The sequence below is a fragment of the Clostridium sp. TW13 genome (genome assembly GCF_024345225.1).
Taxonomy (GTDB): Bacteria; Bacillota; Clostridia; order Clostridiales; family Clostridiaceae; genus Inconstantimicrobium; species Inconstantimicrobium mannanitabidum.
In genome coordinates this window covers 1,994,043-2,007,030 of sequence record NZ_BROD01000001.1, presented here as the reverse complement: position 1 = coordinate 2,007,030, position 12,988 = coordinate 1,994,043, and the positions used below count along the sequence as shown (strand labels likewise).

The following is a 12,988-nucleotide window of genomic DNA, read 5'->3' as shown; positions in this document are numbered from 1 at the left end:
GCTTCAATAAAAAAAGTATAGTTTAAGGAGTGGTTTCATGTTAAAGAGAGCATTAATTAGTGTTTTTTATAAGGACGGAGTCTTAGAAATGGCAAAGTTTCTTCAAGATAGGGGAGTAGAAATAGTATCTACAGGAGGAACATATAAACATTTAAAAGAGAACGGAATCAAAGTAATAGATGTTACAGAAGTTACAAATTTCCCAGAGATGTTAGATGGTAGAGTTAAGACTTTAAATCCATACATTCATGGTGGAATTTTAGCGATAAGAGATAATAAAGAACATATGGAAACAATAAAAGAAAAAGAAATAACTCCAATAGATCTAGTAATTGTTAACTTATATCCATTCTTTGATAAGGTAAAAGAAGATTTAGAATTCCAAGAAAAAGTTGAATTTATAGATATCGGTGGTCCAACTATGCTTAGGGCTGCTGCTAAGAATTTTCAAGATGTAATTGTTATTAGTGATAAAGATGATTATAAAGAAGTAATGGCTCAAATAGAGGAAACAGGGGATGTATCCTTCAACTTTAGAAAGAAGTTAGCTGGTAAGGTGTTTAATCTTATGAGTGCTTATGATGGAGCTATTGCAAACTTCCTTTTGGAAGATGAGTATAATGAATATTATAATATTTCTTATAAGAAGGTTATGTCATTAAGATACGGTGAAAACTCACATCAATCTGCTGCATACTATAGTTCTCTTACTGAAGATGGTGCTATGAATAATATAGAACAATTAAATGGTAAGGAACTATCATATAACAACATAAAGGATATGGACATTGCATGGAAGGTTGTTAATGAGTTTAAGGAAGAAGACACAGTTTGCTGTGGATTAAAGCATAATACTCCTTGCGGTGTTGCGTTGGGTGAAAATGTTTATGATGCCTACATTAAAGCATATGAATGTGATCCAGTATCTATATTTGGTGGTATAGTAGCATTTAATAAAAAGGTTGATAAGGCTACAGCAGAAAAGTTAGCAGAAATCTTTTTAGAAATAGTAATTGCTCCAGAATTTGATTCGGATGCTTTAGAAGTATTAAAAACAAAGAAAAATTTAAGAGTAATTAGATGCAACCATGCACCAAAAGAAAAGCATGAATTTGTTAAAGTAGATGGTGGTCTTTTGGTACAACAAAGTGACAAAGAATTTGTAAATGAAATGAAGACTGTTACTAAGAAAGCTCCATCTGAAAAAGAAATTAGAGATTTAGAATTTGCAATGAAGGTTGTTAAATATGTAAAATCTAATGCTATAGTAGTAGCTAAGGATGGCAAGACACTAGGTATTGGAGGTGGTCAAGTTAATAGAATTTGGGCTGCTGAAGAAGCTTTAGAAAGAGCAAATACAGAAGGTGCTGTAGTAGCTTCTGATGCCTTCTTCCCATTTGGAGATGTTGTTGAAGCTTGTGCAAAACATAAGGTTGCTTCTATAATTCAACCAGGTGGGTCAATTAGAGATAATGAATCCATAGAAAATTGCGATAAGTTTGGTATATCAATGATATTTACAGGCTTAAGACATTTTAAACACTAATTTGGGGGTGTAGGTATGAAGATTTTACTTATTGGTTCTGGTGGAAGAGAACATGCAATGGCAAGAAAGTTTAGCAAAAGTTCAAAAGTATCAAAAATATTTGTGGCTCCAGGAAATGGAGGAACAGCTCTTGAAGATAAATGTGAAAATGTAGCAATTACAGGCATAGATAAACTTTTAGCTTTTGCAAAAGAAAATAATATAGAGCTAACTGTAGTTGGACCTGAAGATCCACTTACTGAAGGAATTTCAGATGCATTTAAGGCTGAAGGCTTAAGAATATTTGGACCATGCAAGAATGGTGCAATGTTAGAAGGAAGCAAAAGTTTCTCAAAAGAGTTTATGAAAAAGTATGGTGTCAAAACAGCAGCATATGAGGTTTTTGAGGATGCTGAAAAAGCAATGGCTTATTTATATACAGTAGATTATCCAATAGTTATTAAGGCTGATGGACTTGCTGCTGGTAAGGGTGTAAGTATTTGTGAAACTGTAGAAGAAGGAAAGAAAGCTATATCAGATTTTATGCTTGATGATATCTTTAATGGAGCAGGTAAGAGAGTTGTTATTGAAGAATTCTTGGTGGGTGTAGAAGCATCAATTTTATCAATAACTGATGGAAAAACTATAATACCTTTTATCTCTGCCAAGGATCATAAGCAAATTTATGATGGAGGCAAAGGTCCTAATACAGGTGGAATGGGAGTAATATCTCCAAACCCTTATGTTACTGATGAAGTTTTACAAGACTTTAAAGATAATATCATGGCAAGAACTTTAGATGGAATACAAAAAGAAGGCTTTGATTTTAAAGGAATAATCTTCTTTGGTGTTATGATAACAAAAAAAGGCAGTTATCTTTTAGAATATAATGTAAGAATGGGAGATCCAGAAACTCAATCTGTTTTAGGTTTAATGGACACAGACTTTGTTGAGTTAATTGAAGCTGCTTTAGATGAAAGATTAAGTGATGTGGAAGTGCAGTGGAAGAATGGAGCATGTTGTAATGTTGTTCTTGCATCAAAAGGATATCCACTAAGTTATAAAAAAGGTTATGAAATTAGTATTGATGAATCTGTAAAGAATGATGTGATAATTGCAGGAGCAACTTTGAAAAATGGCAAATTACTTACTTCAGGTGGAAGAGTTCTTTCTGTAGTAGGTGTTGGAAAAGACTATGAGGAAGCTAGAAAAGTTGCTTACGAAAAGCTTCAAAAAGTAAGCTTTGAAGGCATGGTTTATAGAACTGACATAGGTAAAGTAGAATAATTCAAGGGATGAAAATACCCATCAGATTAAAAAAAATAAAATCTGATGGGTATTTTTGTATTTGACAAATTATTAATAGAAAAATGCAAGTTGCAGAAAAAATAATTCATTTTTGATTAACAATTGTTAAAAAATTTTAATCTAAAATATTAAATCTATAATGCATCCATATTTATGAAAATAAAATTCGTGATAGAATTATATAAATTTAACTTATTCTATATATCAATATTAATAGTTAGTGATAATAAATAGTTAATTTTAAATTCGTTTATAGCAATAAGCAAGAAAATTAATAAGGAGGTTGCCATGAGAGTAGTATTATTTAGCAAACAAGTAGATGATAAATTTAATAAGCTTAATTTAGAATTGAAAGGTTATTTGGAAGAACATAAGGAAAGCATAGTATATCTATCTCTTGAACAAACATACAATAAGTCAGAATATGATAAAAAGTTAAGTTATTACAGAAGTTTAGGTATAGGTTATTTAGATGTACTTAGAATACAAGATATGGATAGGGATAAAATACGAAAAAAAATTTTAGAGTATAAATATATTCATATTCCTGATGTGAAGTTGGAAGAAGCGGTGAAAAGTATAGGAAAATTTGATTTACATGGGGCTTTGAAGGAATTTTTTAATAACGGTGGGACAGTAATAGCAGAAGGAGAGGCTGGGGTTCTTTTATCCTGCAATTCAAAAAGTTATAATCTTTTAGTTTCACAGAATGAAGAAGAAAATTTTAAAGCTTTAGGAATTTTGAACTTTGATTTTATACCTCATTGGAATCAAATAAAAAATAAATTATGTGGATTTATTGACTGTTCAAAATTGAATAAGGGCATTTCCTATGCTGTTAGTGATGGAAGCGGTATTATAGTTAATTATGATAATATAGAATTTTATGGAGACATAATAAAGATTGAAAATGGGGATTTCAAGCTTTTTAAAGGAAAATAGATATTATGTTTAGAATTAAATATAAAAATTGATTATATATCACCATATCAATCTAAGCATAATATAATAATACAAAGTACTTATGATGAGAGGGAAATATGACCTTTTCAAAAAATGATTTTTGTAATTTTAGCGAGCAATATTTTAAACAGGCTGGTTGCTTTGATATTCCTTGTGGATTTCAAGATTTGAATCCAGATTTATTTGTTATCATTGGAGCACTTGTAGGTGATGCTTTATCTGGAAAGTTACCATTTAATGTGCAGAATGCAGTTGGAAATTGGCTTGAACTAGTGGGGCAAATGATATTGACTTATAATGCACAGCAACAGTATCTACAATCTGGTCCTGGATTACCTTATAGTCCTACAAACAAGAATATTTCTAATATGTTTTGTACTCAAAATGAAAAGAAAGAGTTAGTATCTAGTGTTAAAGAATTGCAAAAGCAGCTTGAAAAAATGAAAAAAGAAATGGAAAAAATGAAAAAATAAGGCTAGGTAAATCTGAACATACACTTTTAGTGTTAACAGATTTACCTAGCTTTTTATAGCTATATTTTCTATGAAACTGATTCAAAACTATAGCCTTGTTTTGCTAAAGTTGAGATGACTTCATCTAAAACATCTGCATTAGTTTTGCAGCTTGCATGTAAAAGCATTATAGCTCCATTATGAGTTAGAGAAAGAATTCTGTTTTTAGTATACTCATAAGTTGGTGGCTTTGATGGCGTATAATCATTATAAGCAAAGCTCCAAAAATAAGTATTATAGCCTAAATCTTTTACATATTGTAATGATTTCTCGGAATATTCACCCATAGGAAACCTAAACAAAGGATCTAGATTTCTTCCTGTAAGTTTCTTAAAAGCATCGTTTGTGCTTGTAAGTTCTGCAGTGAACTTTTCTTTATTTCCAGCTAAAGTAGGCATTGATAGATGCTTATTGGTATGATTTCCAACTTTGTGTCCCTCAGCAATTATTCTTTTTACAATAGTAGGATTTGCAAGTATATATGGTTCGGTTAAGAAGAAGGTAGCCTTTGCATTATGTTTCTTAAGAGTATCTAAAATTTGATTAGTATAACACTGAGTATTTCCTTCATCAAAAGTTAAGTAAATAACTTTTCTACTTGTATCTCCTAAATAATGAGCAGAAAATTTGCTTAAATATTCTTGAGTTTCAGCTCCTGCTGGAGCTTTATGAGTAGTAACAGGCATAAAATACCAAGCTTTCTTTTCATTACTTAAAGTAGAATTGGAATCTGAATTTGAGCTGCTTGTACTATTATTTTGTTTTGTGGTTGTATTGTTAGTTTTGGAGGTATTGTCTTCAGTTGGAGCAACAGTAGTTTGATTTGGTGTAGAAGTAGCAGGTATGCTTTCTTCAGTCTTGCTGTCATTTGAAGTATCTTGATTTTCAGAGTTATTGGAATTTGGAGTATCATTATTTTCCTTTTCAGAGGCTGATTCTGCGGAATTAGTTTCATTTGGCTGCTTTACATTGCTTTTATTGCAGGCAACAACAGAGGTAGAAAAAGTTAGTATTAAAAGTAGCACAATTACTTTTTTCATTGGTAACCCTCCCAAAGTATTTATTTTCAGATATCTTACATATATTATACTCAATTTGTTCTAATTTGAGATGACAAATATATTAAGAAAAATAGAAAAAACATAAGAATTTAGTTTGTATAAGTATATTATTTATTGTAAAATCATGTTAGTGTTATAAAGTTTGGAGTGATAATATGAGACAGCCTTTAGCGGATAAAATTAGACCTACAAATTTAGACGAGGTTATAGGCCAAGAACACTTAGTTTCACAAAATAAAATATTAAGAAGAATTATTGATAGTGGATTAGTAAATAATATGATTTTTTATGGACCACCAGGAGTTGGAAAAACTACTGTAGCTAGGATAATAGCAGAAAAATCAAATAAAACTCTATACAAATTGAATGCTACCACAGCCTCATTAAAGGATATAGATGATATCACGAAAAATTTAAATACCTTTATGGCTTCAGATGGAGTTTTATTGTACTTAGATGAAATTCAAAATTTCAATAAGAAACAGCAACAATCTTTACTTCAATACATTGAAGATGGAAGAATTACATTAATAGCTTCTACTACAGAAAATCCATATCATTATATTTATAAGGCTATAATTAGTAGATCCACAGTTTTTGAATTTAAGCCAGTTAGCAATGCTGAAATAAAAAAGGCACTTAAAAGGGCTGTTAAAATATGTGAAGAAGAGTATAAAAACATAAAAATTAACGTTACTGAAGAAGCTTACGACCATTTTTCAGCTTCTTCAAATGGAGATGTGAGAAAGGCTATTAATGGGTTGGAACTTGCTATTAATTCAACTTCTCCAAATAGCAACGCTATAATTGATATAAATCAGGAAGTAGCAGTAGATTCTACACAGAATAAGGTTATTAATTATGATGTGAATGGAGACAGTCATTATGATATTATTAGCGCATTCCAAAAATCTATAAGAGGTAGTGATCCGGATGCAGCCATTCATTATTTAGCGAGACTAATTAAGGCAGATGATTTACAGATAATATGCAGGAGATTGCTTGTAATTGCAGCAGAGGATGTTGGGCTTGCGTATCCAATGGCTATAACAATAGTAAAGAGTTGTGTAGATAGTGCTATGCAGTTAGGTTTTCCAGAGGCTAGAATTCCTTTGGCAGAGGCTACTTTATTATTAGCTACGTCTCCTAAATCTAATTCAGCAGTTAAGGCAATTGATTTAGCTTCACAAGACTTGGAGAGTAAAAACACAGGGGATATACCTCTTCACCTTAAGGATGCACATTATTCTGGGGCATCTGCATTGGGTAGAGGAGTAACTTATAAATATCCTCATAATTATGAAAACTCATATGTGCATCAGCAATATCTGCCAGATGAAATTAAGGATATAAATTATTACTTTCCGGGGAAAAATAAAAATGAAAATATAATTAAGGAATATTGGGAGAAGCTAAAGAATAGCTAGTAATTTATACTATAAATCAAAGAATAGACTATAACGGTAATATAGTAGGAAAATAAGTGAAAATCAGATATACTTGATTGTTGACAATTTAAGTCTGATTTGATAATATAAATCTTAGTAGATTACTCGACATTGAGGGGTGAGAAAATGAAATTATCGACGAAAGGTAAATATGGAGTTAAAGCTATGGTGGAATTAGCAGTAAACTATGGTGGAGACCCAATTTCAATAAAAACTATAGGCCAAAGACAAAATATATCAGAATATTACTTAGAGCAACTTTTTAGTCCTCTTAGAAAGGCAAAACTTATAAAGAGTGTTAGGGGAGCTCAAGGTGGTTATGTGTTAAATAGAGATCCTAAGGATATTACAGTAGCTGAGGTTATGGATGTTTTGGAAGGACCTATTGAAATAGCAGATTGTATAGATGGTACAGCTTGTGATAATGTGGATTGTTGTGCTACTAGACTTTTATGGCAAAGAATAAAGAATAGCATTGATGACGTTATGCAGTCAACTACATTGGAAGATATAGTAAAAGATTATAAAGATATGCAAGCAAAGAACAATGGTTCTTATTTGATATAGAGGAGTGATATTTATGGATAAAGTTGTATATATGGACTATTCAGCTACAACTTATGTTAAACCAGAAGTTTTAGAAGAGATGTTACCATATTTCAGTGAAAACTTTGGAAATCCATCATCTTTTTATGGAATTTCAAGAAAGACTAAAATGGCAATAGATGAAGCCAGAACAAAGATAGCAAAGACTTTAAACTGTGAAGATTCAGAAGTTTATTTCACAGGTGGTGGTTCAGAAGCTGATAACTGGGCAATTAAAGGTGTGGCTTTTGCAAATAGAAAAAAAGGTAATCATATAATTACTACAAAAATAGAACATCATGCTGTTTTACATACTTGCCAATACCTAGAGAAGCAAGGGTTTGAAGTGACTTATCTTGATGTAGATAAGGAAGGGCTTATAAGCATAGAGGATTTAAAAGCAGCTATTAGACCTGAAACTATTTTAGTTTCAGTAATGTTTGCTAACAATGAGATTGGTACTATTGAACCAATAAAAGAAATCGGTGAAATTTGTAAAGAGAAAAAAATATTTTTCCACACAGATGCAGTTCAAGCAGTAGGGAATGTTCCAATAGATGTCAAAGCATTAAATATAGATTTATTATCTTTAGCTGGACATAAAATTTATGGACCTAAGGGTATAGGAGTTCTTTATATTAGAAAAGGTGTAAGAATTGATAACCTAATTCATGGTGGTGGTCAAGAAAGAGCCAGAAGAGCTGGCACAGAAAACATACCAGCTATAGTTGGACTTGGCAAAGCTATGGAGCTTGCAGGTAAAAATGTAGAGGAACATGCTAAGAAGATGACTGCCCTAAGAGATAGATTAATAGATGGATTATTAAAGATACCATATTCTAGACTTAATGGACCTAGAGGTGATAAGAGATTACCTGGAAATGCAAATGTTTGCTTTGAATATATTGAAGGTGAATCAATACTATTAATGTTAGACTTTGAAGGAATATGTGCTTCAAGTGGTAGTGCATGTACATCTGGATCTCTAGATCCTTCACATGTTTTATTAGCAATAGGATTGCCACATGAAATAGCTCATGGATCTTTAAGATTAACTTTAGGTGATGGTTCTACAGAAGAAGATGTGGATCACGTCATAAATGTATTGCCAGGAATAATTGAAAGATTAAGAAGCATGTCACCATTATGGGAAGATGCTATTAAAAAAGGAGAGGTAAGACTATGATATACAGTGATAAGGTAATGGAACATTTTAAAAATCCTAGAAATGTTGGAGAAATTGAAGATGCTAACGGTATAGGAGAAGTTGGTAACGCAAAATGCGGAGATATAATGAGAATATATCTTAAAGTAGAAAACAACATAATTGAAGATGTTAAATTTAAAACTTATGGATGTGGTTCTGCCATAGCTTCATCAAGTATGGCTACAGAATTAATTAAAGGAAAAACTTTAGAGGAAGCATGGACATTGACAAATCAAGCAGTTGCAGAAGCTTTAGATGGTCTTCCACCAGTAAAAATGCATTGTTCAGTGCTTGCAGAAGAAGCAATTCATAAGGCAATTAATGATTATAGAGTAAGACAAGGTTTAGAGCCAATAGCTATGGAAGAACATTCAGAACATATTCATGAGGAAGTTCATGGAGAATAATAAAGATATGAAGAAAAAAGTAGTTATAGGTATGAGCGGCGGAGTAGATAGCTCCGTTGCTGCATACCTTTTAAAGGAACAAGGCTATGATGTAATTGGTGTAACCATGCAGATTTGGCAGGAAGACAAGGAATATGAAGAAAGAGAAGGTGGATGTTGTTCACTTTCAGCTGTAGAAGATGCGAGAAGGGTAGCCAATAAAATTGGTATACCTTTTTATGTTTTGAATTTTAGAGATAGTTTTAAAAATAAAGTAATTGATTATTTTGTAGAAGAATATATAAATGGGAATACTCCAAATCCATGTATACAATGCAATAAGCATTTAAAATTTGATGAATTACTAATGAAGGCAAGGGCTATAGGAGCTGAATATGTAGCTACGGGTCATTATGCTAAGATTTCAGAGGAAAATGGTAGATATCAGTTAATAAGAGCAGAGGATGACAAAAAAGATCAAACCTATGCTTTATATAATTTAACTCAAGAACAACTTAAGCATACACTAATGCCTTGCGGAGATTATACAAAGGATAAAATAAGAGAAATTGCTAAGGAAATTGGATTGGCAGTGCATAACAAGAAAGATAGTGAAGAAATATGCTTTATTCCAGATAATAATCATGGTTTATACATAGCTAATGCAGAACCTAAGAAGGTGAAGTCAGGTAACTTTGTTGATAAAAATGGAAATATTCTTGGAAAGCATAAGGGAATAGTATACTATACTATAGGACAAAGAAAAGGTCTAGGTATAGCTTTAGGAAGACCTGTATTTGTTACAGACATTAATCCAAGAACTAACCAAGTTGTTATAGGAGCAGAGGAAGATATTTTCAAAACTGACCTTTTAGCAAAGGATATTAATTTTATTTCTATAGATAAATTAGAAGGAGACCTTAATGTTCAAGCTAAGATAAGATATTCAGCGAAGCCATCTGATGCAGTGATTTCGCCAGCTGGAGATGGAAAAGTGAAAGTATCTTTTAAGGATAAGCAAAGAGCTATAACAAAAGGTCAATCTGTTGTTTTCTACGATGGCAATAAAGTTGTAGGCGGCGGAATAATAGAGAAAATTTTATAGTTGAAATAAGGAGTTACTCTATTTGATTAAAAAGTAAAGTGATGGGAATCTTAAAGTCTCATCACTTTACTTTTTTTTATATTAGCAATCCTTATTTTTTTGCTAAAATTATTTTCCTAAAATATATGTTTTAGAGCTTATATTGTTATAATTTTTAGAATATATTTTAAAGTATGTTATTACAAAAGAATTTTAATAGAGTTACATATACTTCTTGGGGGAATTCTATAAAAGATATTGTCAGTAATTAAATTACAGTACTTGAAGAATTTAATTAATTATTATAGAATAATTAGAGTGAATAAATTAATGTAGTTATTTTGGTAATTAGCTTAGTATTTATATAGTTCTTATACTACATAAATACTAAATTCTGATATAAAGTAGGGATATAAGTGGAACGGCAAGTTATTATTAATTTCCCAAGAAGGCTTGAAAATAGAAAAAATGATATAATTTTTTTATCTAATTTGTGGCATTCATTAAAGAATAGAAGAAAAACTTTAATTGTATTTGATTTATCAAATACTCAGAATATTTTTCCTAATATGTGTGCTCCTTTAGGTATGATAATAGAAAAAATAAAAAGTAAGGGCAATGAAATTGCTTTTTTTAATGTTCAAGAAAGAATTAATAAAATGCTTATTTCTAATAACTTTATGTACCATATATGTAGAAATGTTAGGAAGGAACCAGAAGATTTGTTATCATATAGAAGGTTTTCTGTAAAACAAAAGGATGTTTTTGAAAAAGATTTGTTGGGAAAATTAAATTTATTCACTAATAATAATAAAGTTTATTGTGAAGAAAAGGAAGTTACAAGAGTACTTAGTGAGATGTTTGTAAATGTAAAAATGCATACAAAATCAAAAGATGTTAGTGTATGTGGGTATTATGACGAAGAAAAAAAAGAGTTGTGCTTAAGCATAAGTAATCATGGTATAACTATTTCTAAAAATATAGAAGAAAAAAATAGATACATATTTGGTAAGGAAATAGAAGCAATATGTTGGGCTGTAAAAAGGTCAAGTTCCACAAGAAGCAATTGTGAATCAGGTGGTTTAGGTTTTTATACTACAAGAAGATTTATACAAAGCAATAAAGGGGCATTATGGATAGTATCCGGCAGAGGATATTGGTTTGAAAATAATAGCAAGGTCGAAAGCTATGAAATGAAGAGTTCATTTCCCGGAACTTTGATTACAATAAAAATACCTTTAGATTATAATGTGTTTAATTACTATAAATTAAAAATTGAAACTATAAGTATAGATGATATTATAGGAGAGGGCTTATGGAATCTTTAACAAATTTTTTACATGATGATTATCAAGAAGATTTAAGAAATATCGCTCAAACTCAAAGTGAAAAATATGAAGAAGCTTTGGAGCGATATAGAGATAATTTTATTTCTGAATTGATATTAATTAAAGAAAGTAAAATGCCAGAAGAAGATAAAGATTATAAATTTTTATATAATCTTATTACTTCTATTAGTATAGAAGAAGTTGCTATGTTCTTTGATAGTCTTATCCAAATATATATTGAATGGATAGATACAAATGGGCAGCAAGCTTTAAATAAATTCGAAAAACTGTTAAAAGATTTTCAATTGCTAAGTTTTAATAAAAATTTAGAAAATGATATATTATTTAGAGGAAGATTTAGTAAGTCAATATTAACACATTGGGATATGTTTCACATACCATATAATAAAAGATATTTGATTTCTAATCAAAGATATAGTTTAACTGGACAACCATTGCTTTATTTAGGTTTTTCTGTTTTTGATGTAGTTTCAGAACTTGATGGGGATTTTAATGATTTTAGTGAAATAAATTTTTCTACATTTAAAGTTATGAAGCCATTTAAAGTATTTGATTTAAGAAATGAGTTTTATAAATATTTTAGATATAATCCATTGCATGATTTAATCGATGATAGTGAATATCTTCAGTTTACAGGATATCACAAGAAGGCTAACTTTGAAAAGTTGAGATTGGAATTTTATAAACTTATTTTATCCAGTGTATGCAGTTTTCAAAAAAGAAAGGAGCATAAAGGTTTTTCATTTTGTGAAGAATATGTTTTACCACAGATGTTAGCTCAGATAATAAAGAAGAATAATTTTGAAGGGATAATATATTGTTCCACTAGATTTAAAGATAAGGCTAATGATAATGAACATAAGACAGTATATAAAGATAATTTGGCCTTATTTACTAATTATTGCAGAGAGCATGTCTACGATAGAAAGCTTTACGATAAATTCAAAATTTCTAATCCTACGAATTATAATCAAATTAGACAGGTTTCATTAGAACAAATTGAAGAAATCTGTGATAAAATAAAAATATTAGATAATGAAAAGGGATTTAAGGATTATTATTTGGTAGGAGCTGAGATTAAAGAAAAGTTTTCAAATATAAAAATTGACGAAAGTGAGTATTTTAATCATAAAATAGGTAAAATGCATGTTTATTTGGTGTATAATATACTCATAGACATAAGGAATGAATGCATGAGAAAAAGGAGGAAGGTTTATGGAGATAATAATTAAGAATGTGATAAAATCAGACTTTGCTTCAGATAATGAGCAAGGTGATTTAATTTATAATGAAGTTGAATCTGCTATCAAAAAAAATGTTGATGAAGTGTATTTAGATTTCAGGGAATTAAAATTGATAACTACAGCCTTCTTAAATAATGCTATTGGAAAATTGTACAAGAAATACACCAGAGATGAGTTGAAGGATTTTTTGAAGGTAAAAAATATTGAAGATTCTTATGATTTGGAATTACTTAGATTAGTAGTTATAAATGCTATTCAGATGTCTAATGCAAACGTATCTTGAGATATTTATAGAGTAATTAGTAAAGGTGTAGAA

General features: G+C 30.3%; 13 protein-coding genes. 12 read left to right on the top strand and 1 reads right to left on the bottom strand.

The annotated features are described in order from the left end of the window. Positions 1–37: 37 nt before the first annotated feature. The 4 genes from purH (at position 38) to OCU47_RS09890 (ending at position 4,269) form a co-directional block, all read left to right on the top strand. Positions 38–1,546, top strand: a complete 1,509-nt coding sequence (purH, locus tag OCU47_RS09905; protein ID WP_261828439.1) for a bifunctional phosphoribosylaminoimidazolecarboxamide formyltransferase/IMP cyclohydrolase — start codon at positions 38–40, stop codon at positions 1,544–1,546. 15 nt (positions 1,547–1,561) lie between these two features. Beyond that, complete coding sequence (gene purD / locus OCU47_RS09900; protein ID WP_261828438.1) at positions 1,562–2,812, top strand: phosphoribosylamine--glycine ligase; 1,251 nt, start codon at positions 1,562–1,564, stop codon at positions 2,810–2,812. Between the two features lie 309 nt (positions 2,813–3,121). Continuing rightward, complete coding sequence (locus OCU47_RS09895; protein ID WP_261828437.1) at positions 3,122–3,775, top strand: hypothetical protein; 654 nt, start codon at positions 3,122–3,124, stop codon at positions 3,773–3,775. 98 nt (positions 3,776–3,873) lie between these two features. After that, positions 3,874–4,269, top strand: a complete 396-nt coding sequence (locus OCU47_RS09890) for a hypothetical protein (protein ID WP_261828436.1) — start codon at positions 3,874–3,876, stop codon at positions 4,267–4,269. Positions 4,270–4,337: 68 nt separating this feature from the next. Here the strand turns inward: OCU47_RS09890 and OCU47_RS09885 are convergent, their stop codons facing one another. Next, entirely contained in the window at positions 4,338–5,348 is a 1,011-nt protein-coding gene (locus tag OCU47_RS09885) for a polysaccharide deacetylase family protein (protein ID WP_261828435.1), read from the bottom strand. Between the two features lie 176 nt (positions 5,349–5,524). Here OCU47_RS09885 and OCU47_RS09880 point away from each other — a divergent pair, with 176 nt between their 5' ends. From OCU47_RS09880 to OCU47_RS09845, 8 genes are all read left to right on the top strand, one after another. Then, a complete protein-coding gene (locus OCU47_RS09880; RefSeq protein ID WP_261828434.1) occupies positions 5,525–6,796 on the top strand; it encodes a replication-associated recombination protein A in 1,272 nt (423 codons plus the stop codon). Positions 6,797–6,943: 147 nt separating this feature from the next. Continuing rightward, positions 6,944–7,384 (top strand): RrF2 family transcriptional regulator, encoded by a 441-nt coding sequence (locus tag OCU47_RS09875; RefSeq protein WP_261828433.1) that lies wholly within the window; start codon positions 6,944–6,946, stop codon positions 7,382–7,384. Positions 7,385–7,397: 13 nt separating this feature from the next. Then, the gene (gene nifS, locus OCU47_RS09870) at positions 7,398–8,588 is read left to right on the top strand and encodes a cysteine desulfurase NifS (protein ID WP_261828432.1); all 1,191 of its coding nucleotides are present in this window, start codon (positions 7,398–7,400) and stop codon (positions 8,586–8,588) included. Beyond that, positions 8,585–9,016 carry a Fe-S cluster assembly scaffold protein NifU gene (gene nifU, locus OCU47_RS09865; RefSeq protein WP_261828431.1) on the top strand — a complete coding sequence of 144 codons (432 nt, stop codon included), beginning with the start codon at positions 8,585–8,587 and terminating at the stop codon, positions 9,014–9,016. Before nifS ends, nifU begins: the two co-directional genes overlap by 4 nt. A gap of 7 nt (positions 9,017–9,023) precedes the next feature. Beyond that, entirely contained in the window at positions 9,024–10,100 is a 1,077-nt protein-coding gene (gene mnmA / locus OCU47_RS09860; protein WP_261830611.1) for a tRNA 2-thiouridine(34) synthase MnmA, read from the top strand. Positions 10,101–10,495: 395 nt separating this feature from the next. Next, on the top strand, positions 10,496–11,407 hold the full coding sequence (locus OCU47_RS09855; RefSeq protein WP_261828430.1) for an ATP-binding protein: 912 nt from the start codon (positions 10,496–10,498) through the stop codon (positions 11,405–11,407). Beyond that, positions 11,395–12,660 (top strand): hypothetical protein, encoded by a 1,266-nt coding sequence (locus tag OCU47_RS09850; protein ID WP_261828429.1) that lies wholly within the window; start codon positions 11,395–11,397, stop codon positions 12,658–12,660. Before OCU47_RS09855 ends, OCU47_RS09850 begins: the two co-directional genes overlap by 13 nt. Next, the gene (locus OCU47_RS09845; RefSeq protein WP_261828428.1) at positions 12,644–12,955 is read left to right on the top strand and encodes an STAS-like domain-containing protein; all 312 of its coding nucleotides are present in this window, start codon (positions 12,644–12,646) and stop codon (positions 12,953–12,955) included. The genes OCU47_RS09850 and OCU47_RS09845 overlap by 17 nt, the downstream gene beginning before the upstream one ends. Positions 12,956–12,988: the final 33 nt, after the last annotated feature.